The following is a 17,186-nucleotide window of genomic DNA, read 5'->3' on the forward strand; positions in this document are numbered from 1 at the left end:
CGGTCGTTGTCACGGCGGAAGCCACCGGACGGACGGTCGTCGCGACGGAAGCCGCCCGACGGACGGTCGTTGTCGCGGCGCTCGAACGAACGGCCACCGGACGGACGGTCGTTGTCACGGTTGAAACCACCCGAAGGGCGGTCGTCGCGACGGAAGCCACCGGACGGACGGTCGTTGTCACGGCGGAAGCCACCGGACGGACGGTCGTCGCGACGGAAGCCGCCCGACGGACGGTCGTTGTCGCGGCGCTCGAACGAACGGCCGCCACGGTCGTCACGACGGTCGCGGTTGAAGCCGCCCCGGTCGCCCCGGTCGCCCCGGTCGTTGTCACGACGCTCGAAGCCACCGCGGTCGTTACCGCGTCGCTCGTAGTTGCCCCGCTCGTCCCGGCGGGCAGCCGTCGGCTGCTCCGGTACGGAAGCCGCAGCGGCAGCCGCGACCTCGGCCTCGGCGGCCTCGGTCACCTCGGCGACGGCGGCCTCCGGGTCCTCACCCCGCTCGCGCGCGGCACGCGCGACCAGGCGGTCGGCCTCCTCGCGGAGCTCGACGGCCCGGCGCTGGATGCGCTCGAGCTGCTTGGTGAGGTCCTGGACCTCGCGCTCGGCCTGCTTGGCGGCGTTGTTCGCGGAGTCGGCCTGGACCTCGGTCAGCGAACGGGCGCCGGTGATCTCGGCCACCTCCGGGTCGAACGCGCCGGCACCACCGACGATGTGGCGCGAGGCGTCGACGCCCGCGTCCTCCATCAGCCGGAAGATCTGGCGGCGCTGGTGCGGAAGCGACAGCGAGACGACGACACCGGACTTACCGGCGCGGGCGGTACGGCCCGAGCGGTGCAGGTAGTCCTTGTGGTCACCGGCCGGGTCCACGTTCAGGACCAGGTCGATGCCGTCGACGTGGATACCGCGGGCGGCGACGTCCGTCGCGACAAGCGCGTTGACGTAGCCCTTCTTGAAGTCCTCAAGCACGCGGGTACGCGCGCCCTGCGTCATACCGCCGTGGAGCGCGTCGGCCTTCACACCCGAGTCGCAGAGCTGCTCGGCGATACGGTCCGCGCCCAGCTGGGTGCGTACGAAGATGATCGTGCGGCCCTTGCGGGCGGCGATGGCGGCGGTGACCGGCGCCTTGTCCTTCGGCTTCACGACGAGGACGTGGTGCGTCATGGTCGTGACATTGCCCTGGGCGCTGTCGACCTCGTGACTGACCGGGTCGACGAGGTAACGGCGGACGAGCGTGCCGATCTCGTTCTCCATGGTGGCGGAGAAGAGCATGCGCTGGCCGCCGGCCGGCACCTGGTCGAGCAGCTCGGTGACCTCGGGCAGGAAGCCCAGGTCGGACATCTGGTCGGCCTCGTCGAGGACCGCGACCTGGACGTTCTCGAGGGAGCACGCACCACGGTTGATGATGTCGCGCAGACGGCCGGGAGTGGCGACGAGGACGTCGACACCACGCTCGAGGGCGTAGATCTGGTTGCCCATGGACGTACCGCCGCAGACGACCTTGATCTTCAGGCCGAGCACGTCACCGTACGGCTGGAGGGCATCGGCGACCTGCATCGCCAGTTCGCGGGTCGGGGTGAGGATGACCGCGCGGGGCTTCTTCTTCTCGGTGTGGCCGCCGGCCAGCAGGGCGAGCGTCGGCAGACCGAAGGAGAGGGTCTTGCCGGAGCCGGTGCGGCCACGGCCGAGGATGTCCTTGCCGGCCAGGGCGTCCGGGATGGTCGCGGCCTGGATCGGGAAGGGGGTGGTCACGCCGTTCTGCGCGAGCTTGCGGACGATGCCCTCGGGCAGACCCAGGTCACCGAAGGTGACCGACGGGGTCTCGGGGGCGTCCGGAGTCTCGGGAGCCGACTCGACGATCTCAACGACGTCGACGATCTCGACGGCCTCGTTGGACTCGTTCTCGGGCATGGCGGTGTGGTCAGTGCTGGAAATGGACATGCGAAATGCGAAACCTTCCGGAGTCTCGGCACGCGCCCAAACTCCGTGAATCGCAAATGCGACCGCCTCAATGCGGTCAGCCACGGCAAGGGAGAGTACGCGCCACGCGGCGCGCTTCTGTTTACGGCGCCGGGCAATGGGATCAAACGATCTATAACCATACGCACCCTCCCCCCTCCCTGGCAAACCGGCCCCCTCTAAGCCGGTCCCACCTGCGGATATGCGTGCGGCTCCCGGTGCGCCGCGGCTCGGTCCACGCCCCCTTCCGGCTGCGTCGACGGGGTCGTGGAGGGCTCCGGCTCGGGATCCGGGGTCGGACTGGCCGGCGGCGGCTCGGTCGGGGTGGGCTCGGGGTCCGGTGGGGTGGGCGTACCGTCCCCGGTCGGCACGGGCGGCTGAGGCCCCGGATCCGGCTGCCCGGGCTTCGGCGACACGCCGGGCGAGGAGCCCGCCGATCCGCTCGGGCTCGGTGAGGACCCGTCGGCACCGTCCCGGCCGTCCTTGTCGCCCTTGCCCTTCTTCTGGCCGCGTCCGTCCGTACGTACGCGGGCGTCCGAGCCCACCAGCCCGCCGTCGGGTTCGGCGGCGGCGCCCTGCCGGCCGGCCGGCGCGGAGGGCGCCGGCTTCCCCGCGTCGTCGCTCACACTCATGCAGCCTGCGGACGCCGCGAGCGCGAGCGCGGAGACGGCCAGTCGGACAGGAACGGAAATCTGGCGCACGGGCGGCACCTCCGGGGCGCGGGTGAGCGGGGTCAATGTGCCCAACTCCCTTTGCCCCGTAAGAGACACGCGCGGACGGCGTCGGCCGGGTGTCCTGCACGAGCCCGCCGGGCACCGCCTACCTCAGCAGCGCCTCGCCGAGCGCCCCGCCCAGCACCACGGCGCCGATCCCGACCAGCACGGACACCGCCGCATTCGCAGCCGCGAGGAATTTCCGGCCGAGCTCGGCCAGTCGCAGCGTCTCGTACGAAAAGGTCGAGTACGTCGTCAGCGCCCCGCACAGGCCGGTGCCGAGCAGGGCGTACACACCGGAGGAGACCGCTGCCCCGGTGAGCGTCCCGAGCACCAGGCTGCCCGTGGCGTTCACCGCCAACGTCCCCCAGGGAAACACCGACTCGTGCCGCGCCTGCACCGCACGGTCCGTCAGGTAGCGCAGCGGCGCCCCGACAGCGGCTCCCACCACCACCAGCAGCCAGTTCACCCGGCCACCGTCCTGGCCAGGGCCGCCCGGGTCACCGAGGCAGCGAGCCAGACCGCTGCCAGCGCCCCCGCGAGCGTTCCGCCCGCGTACGCGAGGGCGGTACCCGCCTCGTCGTGTTCGAGCAGCTGAGTGAAGTCGGCGGCGTACGTCGAGAAGGTGGTGAACCCGCCCAGCACGCCGGTGCCCAGAAACGGGCGCAGCAGCGGATGCGCCGACCGGCCGTGCTCGGCGACCAGCGCCATCAGTACGCCGATCAGCGCGGAGCCGGCCACGTTGATCCAGAAGACGGCCCACGGAAAGGCGCCCTCCGCCTGGGGCCAGAGCAGCGAGGCCCCGTAGCGGGCAGATGCCCCCGCCGCGCCGCCCACCGAGATCGCCGAGAGCACCCACCACTTCCCACAGCCCGCGGTCTCCGCGCGCCCGCCGGGCACATGCAGGTCGACATCCGGATCGATCGCCTCGCCGGCCGGCTCACGTGCGGGCTCAGGTGAGCGCTCGGGCTCGGGCGCGGATGGCGACGGAGAACTCATCCGTAGCCCAGCGCGTGCAGCCGCGCGTCGTCGATGCCGAAGTGGTGGGCGATCTCGTGCACGACCGTGATCTCGGTCTCCGTCACCACGTCCTCGCGCGAGTCGCACATCCGAAGCGTGGGGCCCCGGTAGATGGTGATCCGGTCCGGCAGGACGCCCGCGTACCACTCGCCGCGGTCGGTAAGCGGCGTCCCCTCGTACAGCCCGAGCAGGTCGGCATCGTCGGTCGGCGGCTCGTCCTCCACGAACACCGCGACGTTGTCCATCAGTCGCGTCAATTCGGGCGGGATCCGGTCCAGAGCCTCGGCGACAAGCTCCTCGAACTCCTCACGCGTCATTTCCAGCACGCGGCCATTGTCACGCATTTCACGGACGGAGTCGGGGGCCGCATGTCCCGCCTGTCCAGCGGGCATACGGCATCCCATGCCCCTGGCCCCGCACCGCCGGCTCCGTGCCTGGTTCGCCCGCGCGACAGCTCGCGCGGGCAGCGACGCACCGACCGCCGTCCTGACCCGCACGCCGTCCCCCTACGCCCGGGCACTGGGCATGGTGTCCGTGGTGCTGCTCGGCGCCTGGCTGGGGCTGCTGATCGTCGGCAGCGTCCGCACCCCCGTGGGGCCCGTCGACACGAACATGACGCTGCGCCCCTCCTTCTCCGGCGGTACCAAGATCAACGTGGCCCCGCTCGGCGCCCTTGAGCTGCGCTCCCACGTCGCCCCCATCCGTCTCGACGTGGACGTCGACCGGCTCGACCCGGCGCGCTCGACGGCCCTGGTCGAGCATCCCGAACGGATCTCCGGCCTCCAGGACGAGATCGTCCGCGACATCAGCCGCGGCACGGTCGACCTGGCCGTACGTTCCTGTGTCGCCGTCGTCGCGGGAGCGACCGCGCTCGGGCTGGCCGTGTACCGCCGCCCGCGCCCCGCGCTCGCCGCCGGCGGCCTGGCCCTCGCGCTGCTGACGGCAGCCGGCGCGACCGCCTTCGCCACCTGGAACCCGAAGTCGGTCCTGGAGCCCAAGTTCTCCGGCCTGCTGGCCGGCGCCCCGTCCGTGGTCGGCAACGCGCGCAGCATCGTCACCGAATTCGATGTGTACCAGCAGGAGTTGGCGCGCCTGGTGACGAATGTGACCAAGCTGTACGAAGCGACGTCGACCCTGCCCGCCTACCAGCCGGACCCCGCCACGATGCGCGTCCTGCACGTCTCCGACATCCACCTCAACCCCGCCGCGTGGCACATCGTCGGCTCGCTGGTCAAGCAGTACGACATCGACGTGATCATCGACTCCGGCGACACCATGGACCACGGCAGCACCGCCGAGAACGCCTTCCTCGACCCGATCCCCGACCTCGGCGCCCCGTACGTCTGGGTCCGCGGCAACCACGACTCGCAGGCGACCCAGGCGTACCTCTCCAAACTCAAGAACGTGCACGTGCTCGACAACGGCCGGGCGGTCACCGTCGCCGGACTGCGGGTGGCCGGCACCGGCGACCCCCAGTTCACCCCGGACCGCACCGTCAAGGCCCAGGGCGACCCGGCCGAGCGGATGGCGGGCCTGCGCCTCGCCTCCGCCCTGCGCGACCAGGAGGCTGCCGGGACCCCGGTGGACGTCGCGGTCGCGCACAACCCGGTCGCGGCCCGCGAGACCGACGGCGCGGTCCCCCTCGTACTGGCCGGGCATGTGCACCACCGGGTGAACGAGGTCCTGAAGTTCGGCACCCGGCTGAAGATCGAGGGCTCCACGGGCGGCGGTGGACTCCGCGCCCTGCAGAACAAGGAACCGGAGAAGGTGCGGACCTCGGTGCTGTATCTGGACCGGTCCACCAAACGGCTGCAGGCCTGGGACGAGATCACCCTGGGGGGACTGGGCCTGACAACAGCCGAGGTCAGCCGCCATCTGCCGACTCCTCCACGCCCTTAGGGCCGGCCAGGCGGAAACCGTTTTGGCGATACCTCCCCGCATCCCATATGCTTCTCACGTCCCCGACGCGCTGCAAAGCGCCCAGGTGGGCCCTTAGCCCTCATCGTCTAGTGGCCCAGGACGCCGCCCTTTCAAGGCGGTAGCACGGGTTCGAATCCCGTTGGGGGCACGCAAAACCGTGTGCGAGACTTGTTCTCGCACATTGCTTGGTCCTGTGGAGCAGTTTGGAGTGCTCGCCACCCTGTCAAGGTGGAGGCCGCGGGTTCAAATCCCGTCAGGACCGCTGCGGCTCGCAAGAGCTGCGTGGCTGGGTAGCTCAGTTGGTACGAGCGATCGCCTGAAAAGCGATAGGTCGCCGGTTCGACCCCGGCCCCAGCCACTGTTCGAAGGCCCCGTCTCCGGACGGGGCCTTTCGCGTTCCTTCCGGACTGTCCCCGCTGCGCCGCCCGTGCCTGCTCCACTCCCAGCTCGAGGGCCTCCCGGCGCGTGCGACCGCGTCCGGCTCCGCTCCGAAGAGGGGGATGCGCCACTCGATGCGCAGGGTGCCGTCGGCGACGTACTTCTTCACCAGCTCGGTCTCGGTGTCGCGGGCGAACTTCCCGCAGTAGCCGCCTGGGAAGGCCTCTCGGTGACGTACGGGGGAACTCGTCCCGAAATGGGTGCGGGGCCCCGGAAATGGGTTCGCCACCCGGTTCCGCCGGGTGAGATCCTGAATCAGGTATGTCTACTTCCTTCGCAGCCCTGCAGAACGTCCTCGAAGAGGTGTCGCTCCGCGACGCCCACCGGCTCGGCCGGCGCCTCGAGGGTGCCCGCCGTATCCGCAAGCCCGAGGCCCGCCAGGCCGTGCTCGACGAGATCGCCGCCGAGGCGGAGAAGTCTGCGCAGCGCATCGCCCTGCGGACCGCCCGCAAACCCGCGGTCACGTACCCCGAGTCGCTGCCGGTCAGCCAGAAGAAGGACGACATCGCCGAGGCGATACGCAACCACCAGGTCGTGATCGTCGCGGGCGAGACCGGGTCCGGCAAGACGACGCAGATCCCCAAGATCTGTATGGACCTGGGCCGCGGTGTGAAGGGCATGATCGGGCACACCCAGCCCCGCCGGATCGCCGCCCGCACGGTCGCCGATCGCATCGCGGACGAGCTGAAGACACCGCTGGGCGAGGCGGTCGGCTGGAAGGTGCGGTTCACCGACCAGGTCAACCAGGACTCGACCTTCGTCAAACTGATGACGGACGGCATCCTCCTGGCGGAGATCCAGACGGACCGCGAGCTGCGCGCGTACGACACGATCATCATCGACGAGGCCCACGAGCGGTCCCTCAACATCGACTTTCTGCTCGGTTACCTGGCCCAGCTCCTGCCCAGGCGTCCCGACCTGAAAGTCGTGATCACCTCCGCGACGATCGACCCGGAGCGTTTCTCCCGCCATTTCGGCGAGGCACCGATCGTCGAGGTCAGCGGACGTACGTATCCGGTCGAGGTGCGTTACCGCCCGCTCCTGGAGGACGACAGCGAAGAGTCGGACCGGGACCAGATCACCGCGATCTGCGACGCGGTCGACGAGCTTCAGGCCGCCGGGCCCGGCGACATCCTGGTCTTCCTGTCCGGCGAGCGGGAGATCCGCGACACGGCGGACGCGCTCAACAAGAAGAACCTGAGATTCACCGAGGTGCTGCCGCTCTACGCCCGTCTCTCGCACGCCGAGCAGCACCGCGTGTTCCAGCAGCACACCGGCCGCCGGATCGTCCTGGCCACGAATGTCGCCGAGACGTCCCTCACCGTCCCGGGCATCAAGTACGTGATCGACCCGGGCACCGCCCGGATCTCCCGCTACAGCCACCGGACGAAGGTCCAGCGGCTTCCCATCGAGCGGATCTCGCAGGCCAGCGCCAACCAGCGCAAGGGCCGCTGCGGGCGTACGTCCGACGGCATCTGCATCCGCCTGTACTCCGAGGACGACTTCCTCGCCCGCCCGGAGTTCACGGACGCGGAGATCCTGCGGACCAACCTGGCGTCCGTCATCCTCCAGATGACGGCGGCCGGCCTCGGCGACATCGAGAAGTTCCCCTTCATCGACCCGCCGGACCACCGCAACATCCGCGACGGTGTCCAGCTCCTCCAGGAACTGGGCGCGCTCGACCCTGGGCAGAAGGACCCGAAGAAGCGCCTCACGGACCTGGGCCGCAAGCTCGCCCAGCTGCCGGTCGACCCGCGCCTCGCGCGCATGGTCATCGAGGCCGACCGCAACAACTGCGTGCGCGAGGTCATGGTCATCGCGGCCGCCCTCTCGATCCAGGACCCGCGCGAGCGCCCGTCCGACAAGCAGCAGCAGGCGGACCAGCAGCACGCCCGCTTCAGGGACGAGACCAGCGACTTCCTGGCCTTCCTCAACCTCTGGCGGTACATCCGGGAGCAGCAGAAGGAGCGGGGCTCGTCGTCGTTCCGCCGGATGTGCAAGCAGGAGTACCTCAACTTCCTGCGCATCCGCGAATGGCAGGACATCTACGCGCAGCTGCGCTCGGTCGCCAAGACGATGGGCATCCATCTCAGCGACCAGGACGCACCCGAGCAGGCCGTCCACACCTCGCTGCTGGCCGGCCTGCTGTCGCACATCGGCCTGAAGGACACCGAGAAGAACGAGTACCTGGGCGCGCGCAGCGCCAAGTTCGCGATCTTCCCGGGGTCGGCCCTGTTCAAGAAGCAGCCGCGCTTCATCATGTCCGCCGAGCTCGTCGAGACGTCCCGCCTCTGGGCCAGGGTCAACGCGAAGATCGAACCGGAGTGGGTCGAGCCGCTCGCACAGCACCTGATCAAGCGCACGTACAGCGAGCCGCACTGGGAGAAGGACCAGGCGGCCGTGATGGCGTACGAGAAGGTCACGCTGTACGGCGTACCGATCGTCGCCCAGCGCAAGATCAACTACGGCCGGATCGACGCCGAGACGAGCCGCGACCTCTTCATCCGCAACGCGCTGGTCGAGGGCGACTGGCGTACGCAGCACAAGTTCTTCGCCGACAACCGCAAACTCCTCACCGAAGTCGAGGAGTTGGAGCACCGGGCCCGGCGCCGCGACATCCTCGTGGACGATGAGACGCTCTTCGACTTCTACGACCAGCGCATTCCCGAACACATCGTGTCGGGGGCGCACTTCGACTCCTGGTGGAAGCACAGGAAGCGCGACGAGCCCGAACTGCTCGACTTCGAGCGGTCGATGCTCATCAACCAGAACGCGGAGAGCGTCACCAAGGACGACTACCCGGACTCGTGGCGGCAGGGCGCGCTCAAGTTCAGGGTCACGTACCAGTTCGAGCCCGGCGCGGACGCCGACGGCGTCACCGTCCACATCCCGCTCCAGGTGCTCAACCAGGTGACTTCCGAAGGGTTCGACTGGCAGATTCCCGGCCTGCGCGAGGAAGTCGTCACCGAGCTGATCCGCTCCCTGCCCAAGCCGGTCCGCCGCCACTATGTCCCGGCCCCGAACTACGCCAAGGCGTTCCTCGACCGGGCGGTGCCCCTGCAGGAGGCGCTCCCGCTGACGCTCGCCCGTGAGCTGAAGGGGATGGTCGGCGTTCCGGTGACGGCGGAGGACTTCGACCTCTCCCGGGTACCGGACCACCTGAAGATCACGTTCCGGATCGTCGACGAGCGCCGGCGCAAGCTCGCCGAGGACAAGGACCTGGAAGCCCTCCGCCTCGCGCTCAAGCCGAAGGCCCGTCAGGCCCTCTCCAAGGCCGCCGCGGCCTCCGCCGGCCCCTCGGGCGAGTCCGTCGAGCGCACGGGCCTCACGGACTGGACGATCGGCACGCTTTCACGCACCTTCGAGACGCGGCGGGCCGGCCAGCCGGTCAAGGCGTACCCGGCGCTCGTCGATTCGGGCGACACGGTTTCCGTACGGCTCTTCGACACCGAGGCCGAGCAGCAGCAGGCGATGTGGCAGGGCACCCGGAAGCTGATCCTGCTGAACATTCCGGTCAACCCCGCCAAGTTCGCCTCGGACAAACTCACCAACCAGCAGAAGCTGGCACTGTCCCGCAACCCGCACGGCTCGATACAGGCACTCTTCGACGACTGCGCGACGGCGGCGGCCGACAGGCTGATCGCCGACCACGGGGGTCCCGCCTGGGACGAGGAGTCGTTCCGGAAGCTGTACGACAAGGTCCGCGCGGACCTTGTCGACACGACCGTGCGGACCGTGAGCCAGGTCCAGCAGATCCTGGCCGGGTGGCAGGCCTGTGAGCGCCGCCTGAAGGCCACGTCGAGCCCGACCCTGCTGGCCAACCTCACCGACGTACGGGACCACCTGGCGCGGCTCGTACCGCCGGGCTTCGTGACGAGGACCGGCCTGCGCCGGCTGCCCGACCTGATGCGCTATCTCGTAGCCGTGGACCGCCGGCTGCAGCAGATGCCGACCGGCGCCCAGCGCGACACCTCGCGCATGGAGAAGGTCCATGAGATGCAGGACGAGTACGCCTGGCTGCTGGAGCAGATGCCCCGGGGCAGGCCGGTGCCCCAGGAGGTCCTGGACATCCGCTGGATGCTCGAGGAGTTGCGCGTGAGCTACTTCGCGCACGCCCTGGGTACGGCCTTCCCGGTCTCCGACAAGCGCATCGTGAAGGCGATCGACGCCGCCGCGCCGTGACGCGCCGGGGAGACGTCCCGCATCGGGTTCGACCGCACCGCCTGACCTGCTGTACAGTCTCACTCGCAGCCAACGCACATCTGAGGCTGCGAAACCTGGTCCTGTGGAGCAGTTTGGAGTGCTCGCCACCCTGTCAAGGTGGAGGCCGCGGGTTCAAATCCCGTCAGGACCGCAGTAGATGAAGGCCCGGATCCCTCAAGGATCCGGGCCTTCGTTGTGTCTGGACGTCTTGACGGCGCCAACTGCCCCCGGTACCCAGAAGGAACGGGGTAGCGGGGAGGTGGCGCATGGCGGCGTCTACGGCGAGGCATGAGACGCGGGCGCTGCTCCGCGCCCATCTGGCGGCCGCGTCCGGCTACCGGCACCTCACGCGGCACTGTCCGATCTGCCACCAGCTGCTGCGGCTCGCGATGGAGCCCTCCCCGCCGCGCCGTGCCGGAAGACCGGCCGATGCCTCCCCGGAGGCATCCGTCGAGACGGCCGTCGAGGCAGCCGCGGAGGCTGCCGAGGAGGAAACTGCCCCGCCGGCGTGACCCCTCGGCAAGTGCGAAGGCATGTGACGGGTGTCACTTAACGTTTTTTCAGAAGTGGTCAACTTAACCCGTCTTTACACCCAGTCAATTTAATATGTGCAATTGCACCTCTGGCCAGAGGTACAGGCGGGCACAAAAAAAGATCGCGCTGGACCCGGCGGAGTCCAGCGCGATCGACGACAACGCACCCGTAGAGCGAGGGTGAGGCACCTGTTGGGGCAGGGGCCGGCCGTGTGGAGCTAGTTGGGCGGAACCGGATAGGGGGACCCGGAGAATGCCCGGCAAAACGGGGGTGTAACAGGGTGTTGCTGCTGATCAGGCCTCGCTGCGCTGCTGCGGAATGCCCGCAAGCAGTGCGCGGACCTCAGCCTCGCGGTAACGCCGGTGTCCACCAAGAGTGCGGATGGACGTGAGCTTGCCTGCCTTGGCCCAGCGAGTCACCGTCTTCGGGTCCACGCGGAACATCGTGGCAACCTCAGCCGGGGTCAGCAGCGGCTCGGCATCAGGGGTGCGAGCGGTCATGAGCGGCCTCCTCGGGAGAACCGAACCATCACGGTTCTTTCCTCTAAATTCTGCACCTTGACCCGCGTTGCCCGAAATGGCAGACGCGGGCCGAGTCGGTTATAGGACGAACGGCTTGTCCTCGGCACTACAACTACACCATCCGTCCAGCCACGTCGGCCAAACCGATGGAATTGCCCTCTCAGGTGTTCATCAGCGGCGGAAGCCGATGGACCATGCCATAACGGACAGTCACACCCCCGTGACGATCAGTCACAGAGCGACCAGGGGTCGCGAGACCCCCCATAGAGTGCAATACCGAGCAATCCCCCCAAAGTTGGGTGGAAGGAGTCCTCCCCCGGACTCCTTGTCCTATTTTGGCACGAGGGTGGGGGAAGGGCGCAAGGGCCCCGTAAGTGCCGTCCGTCACCCTTGACACAAAGGCCCGGATAGGGATGTAGGTCCCGCGGCGGCGCCCTTGGGCCGGTTCGCGAACACCGGGTCCGGACGGGCTGCGAGGCTCAGTTCGCGAAGAGGCGCTCGCGAACTGCCCGCCAGCGTTCCATGAGGCGCCCGTACGCCTCGTCCGCGCCGACGTCGTCCCCGTCCCGCAGAGCGGCGATTCCTTCGGCCAGGTCGGCCGCGGACCGGTCCGCGGCGAGCTGGGCCTCCGGGAGAGCATGCACCAGACCGCCGTAGTCGAGTTCGACCATTGAGCGGGGGTGGAATTCCTCCAGCCAGGCCCCCACGTCCACCAGACCGTCGATCAGCGGGCCGTCCTCGGTCGAGTCCCGCAGCGTCTTCAGTGCGCGCGCCACCCGCCGCCTGGCTTCCACCATCGGCGTCCGGTACCGCAGCCGCTCCCCCTGCTCGTACTCCCGCTCCTCGTCCGAGAACAGCGCGAACCAGCGCACCGGCACCTGCCACACCGCGCCGCGGATCCACGGGCGCGCGTCCGGGTTCCGCTCCCGCCACCGCTCGTAGTCGGCGGCCGCCTGACGGCGCACAACCGGTGGCAGCACGGCGTCCAGCACCGGAGCGGGGAGCTCGTCCACTAGCTCCTCAAGGGCCTGCCAGCCGCGCAGCCGGGTCCGCCAGGGGCAGACGACCAGGACCCCGTCCACCGTCGTGGTGAAGGCGTCCGCGCTCTCGTGCACGGGCACCGGGACCGGCGGGGTGGGCAGCAAGTCGGTCAGTGAGCGGCGCAGCTCGTCCTGGTACGTGGGGGTGGCCGCCCGGGTGGCATAACGCTCCCAGTGGCTGCGCTCGGGCTCGGGGAAGGCCGCCAGCGGCTCGTACACGCGCAGGTAGGACGCATACGGGACCATCAACGCCGACGCCTTGGTCACGCCTTCTCCCTCGCCGGTGCCGCTCGGTCGTCCCGTTGCCCTGTCCATACGGAATGCTGCAAATCGTCGCATGCCCGTACTCCGGGAGGGGGTGATCCTCGGCACCGCCTCCCTGGTCGGGCACCGTAGGACTTACCCTCTTGCCCACCGGCTCTCCCCCACCCGCAGGGAGGGCGTCCCCGCCGCTTCTCTTACCTGGGAGTCACCACCGTGACCGACGTAACCGACGGCGTCCTGCACACCCTGTTCCGATCGGAGCAGGGGGGCCACGAACAAGTCGTGCTCTGCCAGGACCGTGCCAGCGGCCTCAAGGCCGTCATCGCCCTCCACTCGACCGCTCTGGGCCCCGCCCTGGGCGGCACCCGCTTCCATGCGTACGCCTCCGACGAGGAGGCTGTCCTGGACGCGCTCAACCTCGCCCGCGGCATGTCGTACAAGAACGCCATGGCCGGGCTCGACCACGGTGGCGGCAAGGCCGTGATCATCGGTGACCCGGACACTCTCAAGAGTGAAGCGCTGCTGCTCGCCTACGGCCGGTTCGTGGACTCCCTCGGTGGCCGCTACGTCACCGCGTGCGACGTCGGCACCTACGTGGCGGACATGGACGTCGTCGCCCGCGAGACCCGCTGGGCGACCGGCCGCTCCCCCGAGAACGGCGGCGCGGGCGACTCCTCCGTACTCACGGCCTTCGGTGTCTTCCAGGGCATGCGAGCGAGCGCCCAGCACCTGTGGGGCGACCCGACCCTGCGCGGCCGCAAGGTCGGCGTCGCGGGCGTCGGCAAGGTGGGCCACCACCTCGTCGAGCACCTGCTGGCGGACGGCGCCGAGGTCGTGATCACGGACGTACGCGCCGAATCGGTGCAGCGGATCCTCGACAAGCACCCCGGCAACCCGGCCGTGATGGCGGTCGCCGACACGGCCGCACTGATCCGGACCGAGGGGCTCGACATCTACGCCCCGTGCGCGCTCGGCGGCGCCCTGAACGACCACAGCGTCCCCGCCCTCACGGCCACGGTGGTCTGCGGCGCGGCCAACAACCAGCTCGCGCACCCCGGCGTGGAGAAGGACCTCGCGGACCGAGGGATTCTCTACGCACCGGACTACGTGGTGAACGCCGGCGGTGTGATCCAGGTCGCGGACGAGCTGCACGGCTTCGACTTCGACCGGTGCAAGGCGAAGGCCGCGAAGATTTTCGACACCACGCTGGCCATATTCGCTCGCGCGAAGACCGACGGCATCCCGCCGGCCGCCGCGGCCGACCGGATCGCCGAACAGCGCATGGCCGAGGCCCGCGCGGCACGCTGACGTAACGCCTGATGAGGGGGCCCGCCGGGGGGCGGCGAGAGATGGCTCACTGCCCTTCGGCGGGTCGACCCTGAAGAAGAGGTTAAAATCGCAGCTGACCAGCGAGTACGGGGCGTCTTGCTGGTCCTGCACCGAGGCACGTCATGCGGGCGGCGTACCGTATGGCCGCGGAAGCAGGTACCGTTGAAGCTCTACGGACCGGTCTCTCCCCGAGAGTCCGTTCCGACTCATGAACGCGTGTCAAGACTCTGGGGCCGTCGAGCCCCGTCACCGAGGGGGTCGAGCCATGGGGCGCGGCCGGGCCAAGGCCAAGCAGACAAAGGTCGCCCGCCAGCTGAAGTACAACAGCGGCGGGACTGACCTCTCGCGTCTGGCCAACGAGCTGGGCGCTTCGACTTCGAGCCAGCCGCCTAACGGCGAGCCGTTCGAGGACGACGACGAGGAAGACGACCCGTACGCCCAGTACGCGGATCTGTACAACGATGATGATGACGACGACTCCGCCGAGGAGTCCGGTCCGTCATCGCAGCGTCGCGGCGCTTGACTCTGCACATAGCTTCATCACCTGACCCGGTCCGGGGCTCGCCCCGGACCGGGTTCTGTGCTGCCTCGCGGCCTTACTCGGCGTAGTCGTTCGTGAGCGTCGCACCCGAGGCGTAGTCGCCGCGCTCGGTGATCTCTCCGGCGACCCAGGCGTCCACGCCGCGGTCGGCCAGGGTGGTCAGCGCCACGTCCACCGAGTCCTCGGGGACCACGGCGATCATGCCCACGCCCATGTTGAGCGTCTTCTCCAGTTCCAGCCGCTCGACCTGACCGGCCTTCCCGACCAGGTCGAAGACCGCACCCGGGGTCCACGTCGAGCGGTCCACCATGGCGTGCAGGTGGTCCGGGATCACCCGGGCGAGGTTGTTGGCCAGACCGCCGCCGGTGACGTGCGAGAAGGCGTGCACCTCGGTCGTACGGGTCAGCGCCAGGCAGTCCAGCGAGTAGATCTTGGTGGGCTCCAGCAGCTCCTCGCCGAGGGTCCGGCCGAACTCCTCGACCTCGCGGTCGAGTGCCCAGCCGGCCCGGTCGAAGACCACATGCCTGACCAGCGAGTACCCGTTCGAGTGAAGTCCGGAGGACGCCATGGCAATCACTGCGTCACCCGTACGGATACGGTCCGCACCGAGCAGCTGGTCGGCCTCCACCACGCCAGTGCCGGCACCGGCCACATCGAAGTCGTCCGGACCCAGCAGACCCGGGTGCTCGGCCGTCTCGCCGCCGACCAGGGCGCAGCCGGCCAGTACACAGCCCTCGGCGATGCCCTTCACGATCGCGGCGACGCGCTCGGGATGCACCTTGCCGACGCAGATGTAGTCGGTCATGAACAGCGGCTCGGCGCCGCAGACGACCAGGTCGTCGACGACCATGCCGACCAGGTCGTGGCCGATGGAGTCGTACACGCCCATCTTGCGGGCTAGGTCCACCTTCGTACCGACGCCGTCGGTGGCCGAGGCGAGCAGCGGACGCTCGTAGCGCTTGAGGGCGGAGGCGTCGAAGAGGCCGGCGAAGCCGCCGAGGCCGCCGAGAACCTCGGGGCGCTGCGTCTTCTTCACCCACTCCTTCATCAGCTCGACGGCGCGGTCGCCCGCCTCGATGTCGACGCCCGCAGCCGCGTAGGAAGCACCAGTGGTCTCAGACATTGCCTGGGATCTTTCGGGTTGGTTGAACGGAGCCTTGGGTCACGGACGACGGAGCGCGTCGGCAGCATCCGCGCCGCCCGCCAGCTCGGTCTCCAGAAGCTGCTTGCCCAGCAGTTCGGGGTCGGGCAGATCCATCGGGTACTCGCCGTCGAAGCAGGCTCGGCAGAGGTTCGGCTTGGCGATCGTGGTCGCCTCGATCATGCCGTCGAGCGAGATGTACGAGAGGGAGTCGGCACCCAGCGACTTGCCGATCTCGTCGATCGACATGCCGTTCGCGATCAGCTCCGCCCGGGTGGCGAAGTCGATGCCGAAGAAGCAGGGCCACTTCACCGGCGGGGAGGAGATCCGGATGTGGACCTCCGCCGCGCCCGCCTCGCGGAGCATCTTCACCAGGGCGCGCTGGGTGTTGCCGCGGACGATCGAGTCGTCGACGACCACGAGGCGCTTGCCGCGGATGACTTCCTTGAGCGGGTTGAGCTTGAGGCGGATCCCGAGCTGCCGGATCGTCTGCGAGGGCTGGATGAAGGTCCGGCCGACATAGGCGTTCTTGACCAGTCCGACGCCGTACGGAATGCCGCTGGCCTCCGCGTAACCGACCGCTGCGGGAGTACCGGACTCCGGCGTGGCTATCACCAGGTCGGCCTCGGCCGGGGCTTCCTTGGCCAGTCGGCGGCCCATCTCCACACGGGAGAGGTACACGTTCCGGCCGGCGATGTCGGTGTCCGGGCGGGCCAGGTAGACATACTCGAAGACGCAGCCCTTGGGCTTCGCTTCCGCGAAGCGGGAAGTGCGCAGGCCGTTCTCGTCGACGGCGATCAGCTCACCCGGCTCGACCTCGCGGACGAAGCTCGCGCCGCAGATGTCGAGGGCGGCGGTCTCACTCGCGATCACCCAGCCACGCTCGAGCCGACCGAGGACCAGCGGACGGATGCCCTGCGGGTCGCGGGCGGCGTACAGCGTGCCCTCGTCCATGAAGACGAGGGAGAACGCGCCCTGCACCTTGGGCAGGACCTTGGTGGCCGCTTCCTCGATGGTGAGGGGCTTGCCGTCGTCATCGGTCTGGCCCGCGAGGAGCGCGGTCACCAGATCGGTGTCGTTGGTCGCGGCGACCTGCGTGGCCCGGCCGTCCTGGCGAGGCAGGTCGGCGACCATCTCGGCCAGCTCGGCGGTGTTCACCAGGTTGCCGTTGTGACCCAGGGCGATCGAGCCGTGGGCCGTCGCGCGGAAGGTGGGCTGCGCGTTCTCCCACACCGAGGCTCCGGTGGTGGAGTAGCGGGCATGGCCGACCGCGATGTGGCCCTGGAGGGAGCCGAGAGATGTTTCGTCGAAGACTTGTGAGACCAGGCCCATGTCCTTGAAAACCAGGATCTGGGACCCGTTGCTCACTGCGATGCCCGCGGACTCCTGTCCACGGTGCTGCAGGGCATACAGTCCGAAATAGGTGAGCTTGGCGACCTCTTCGCCCGGAGCCCAGACACCGAAGACGCCGCAAGCGTCCTGGGGGCCCTTCTCACCGGGGAGCAGGTCGTGGTTGAGTCGTCCATCACCACGAGGCACGCCTCCGAGTGTAGGCGAGATCGACCAC

Annotated in this window: 14 protein-coding genes and 4 tRNA genes; 9 read left to right on the plus strand and 9 right to left on the minus strand. The window is 69.2% G+C overall.

The genetic code is table 11. The annotated features are described in order from the left end of the window. From AB0M62_RS05100 to AB0M62_RS05120, 5 genes are all read right to left on the minus strand, one after another. Window positions 1-1,937 (minus strand): DEAD/DEAH box helicase (locus AB0M62_RS05100; RefSeq protein WP_366072741.1); only part of this gene is annotated, 1,937 nt, incomplete at its 3' end. A 197-nt stretch (window positions 1,938-2,134) separates the two neighbouring features. After that, window positions 2,135-2,656 carry a hypothetical protein gene (locus AB0M62_RS05105; protein WP_366072742.1) on the minus strand — a complete coding sequence of 174 codons (522 nt, stop codon included), beginning with the start codon at window positions 2,654-2,656 and terminating at the stop codon, window positions 2,135-2,137. Window positions 2,657-2,774: 118 nt separating this feature from the next. Further along, a complete protein-coding gene (locus AB0M62_RS05110; RefSeq protein WP_366072743.1) occupies window positions 2,775-3,137 on the minus strand; it encodes a CrcB family protein in 363 nt (120 codons plus the stop codon). After that, entirely contained in the window at window positions 3,134-3,667 is a 534-nt protein-coding gene (crcB, locus tag AB0M62_RS05115; protein WP_366072744.1) for a fluoride efflux transporter CrcB, read from the minus strand. Before crcB ends, AB0M62_RS05110 begins: the two co-directional genes overlap by 4 nt. Next, entirely contained in the window at window positions 3,664-4,014 is a 351-nt protein-coding gene (locus tag AB0M62_RS05120) for a metallopeptidase family protein (RefSeq protein WP_366072745.1), read from the minus strand. The genes crcB and AB0M62_RS05120 overlap by 4 nt, the downstream gene beginning before the upstream one ends. Window positions 4,015-4,213: 199 nt before the next feature. On the opposite strand from AB0M62_RS05120, the gene AB0M62_RS05125 reads away from it, so the two are divergent. From AB0M62_RS05125 to AB0M62_RS05155, 7 genes are all read left to right on the plus strand, one after another. Continuing rightward, window positions 4,214-5,587, plus strand: coding sequence for a metallophosphoesterase (locus AB0M62_RS05125; protein WP_366073057.1), 1,374 nt, complete (start codon window positions 4,214-4,216; stop codon window positions 5,585-5,587). Window positions 5,588-5,683: 96 nt separating this feature from the next. After that, window positions 5,684-5,756 (plus strand) — tRNA-Glu (locus AB0M62_RS05130). A gap of 39 nt (window positions 5,757-5,795) precedes the next feature. Beyond that, a tRNA-Asp gene (locus AB0M62_RS05135) sits at window positions 5,796-5,870 on the plus strand. A gap of 22 nt (window positions 5,871-5,892) precedes the next feature. Further along, window positions 5,893-5,966: transfer RNA gene (locus AB0M62_RS05140), tRNA-Phe, on the plus strand. Window positions 5,967-6,307: 341 nt separating this feature from the next. Continuing rightward, on the plus strand, window positions 6,308-10,228 hold the full coding sequence (hrpA, locus tag AB0M62_RS05145) for an ATP-dependent RNA helicase HrpA (RefSeq protein WP_366072746.1): 3,921 nt from the start codon (window positions 6,308-6,310) through the stop codon (window positions 10,226-10,228). Window positions 10,229-10,325: 97 nt separating this feature from the next. Next, a tRNA-Asp gene (locus AB0M62_RS05150) sits at window positions 10,326-10,400 on the plus strand. Between the two features lie 115 nt (window positions 10,401-10,515). After that, entirely contained in the window at window positions 10,516-10,761 is a 246-nt protein-coding gene (locus AB0M62_RS05155) for a DUF6274 family protein (protein WP_366072747.1), read from the plus strand. 315 nt (window positions 10,762-11,076) lie between these two features. On the opposite strand, the gene bldC is transcribed toward AB0M62_RS05155, so the two are convergent. After that, window positions 11,077-11,283 carry a developmental transcriptional regulator BldC gene (gene bldC / locus AB0M62_RS05160; RefSeq protein WP_003949541.1) on the minus strand — a complete coding sequence of 69 codons (207 nt, stop codon included), beginning with the start codon at window positions 11,281-11,283 and terminating at the stop codon, window positions 11,077-11,079. A gap of 500 nt (window positions 11,284-11,783) precedes the next feature. Then, window positions 11,784-12,611 carry a hypothetical protein gene (locus AB0M62_RS05165; protein WP_366072748.1) on the minus strand — a complete coding sequence of 276 codons (828 nt, stop codon included), beginning with the start codon at window positions 12,609-12,611 and terminating at the stop codon, window positions 11,784-11,786. A gap of 210 nt (window positions 12,612-12,821) precedes the next feature. Between AB0M62_RS05165 and AB0M62_RS05170 the strand changes: the two genes are divergently transcribed. Continuing rightward, on the plus strand, window positions 12,822-13,916 hold the full coding sequence (locus AB0M62_RS05170) for a Glu/Leu/Phe/Val dehydrogenase dimerization domain-containing protein (protein WP_366072749.1): 1,095 nt from the start codon (window positions 12,822-12,824) through the stop codon (window positions 13,914-13,916). 286 nt (window positions 13,917-14,202) lie between these two features. Further along, window positions 14,203-14,460, plus strand: a complete 258-nt coding sequence (locus AB0M62_RS05175) for a DUF3073 domain-containing protein (RefSeq protein ID WP_366072750.1) — start codon at window positions 14,203-14,205, stop codon at window positions 14,458-14,460. Window positions 14,461-14,533: 73 nt separating this feature from the next. Here the strand turns inward: AB0M62_RS05175 and purM are convergent, their stop codons facing one another. Both purM and purF read right to left on the minus strand, forming a co-directional pair. After that, a complete protein-coding gene (gene purM / locus AB0M62_RS05180; RefSeq protein WP_366072751.1) occupies window positions 14,534-15,601 on the minus strand; it encodes a phosphoribosylformylglycinamidine cyclo-ligase in 1,068 nt (355 codons plus the stop codon). Between the two features lie 39 nt (window positions 15,602-15,640). Then, window positions 15,641-17,158 carry an amidophosphoribosyltransferase gene (gene purF / locus AB0M62_RS05185; RefSeq protein ID WP_366072752.1) on the minus strand — a complete coding sequence of 506 codons (1,518 nt, stop codon included), beginning with the start codon at window positions 17,156-17,158 and terminating at the stop codon, window positions 15,641-15,643. Window positions 17,159-17,186 lie beyond the last annotated feature (28 nt).

Origin of the sequence: Streptomyces sp. NPDC051219 (assembly GCF_040682335.1) — a bacterium.
GTDB lineage: Bacteria > Actinomycetota > Actinomycetes > Streptomycetales > Streptomycetaceae > Streptomyces.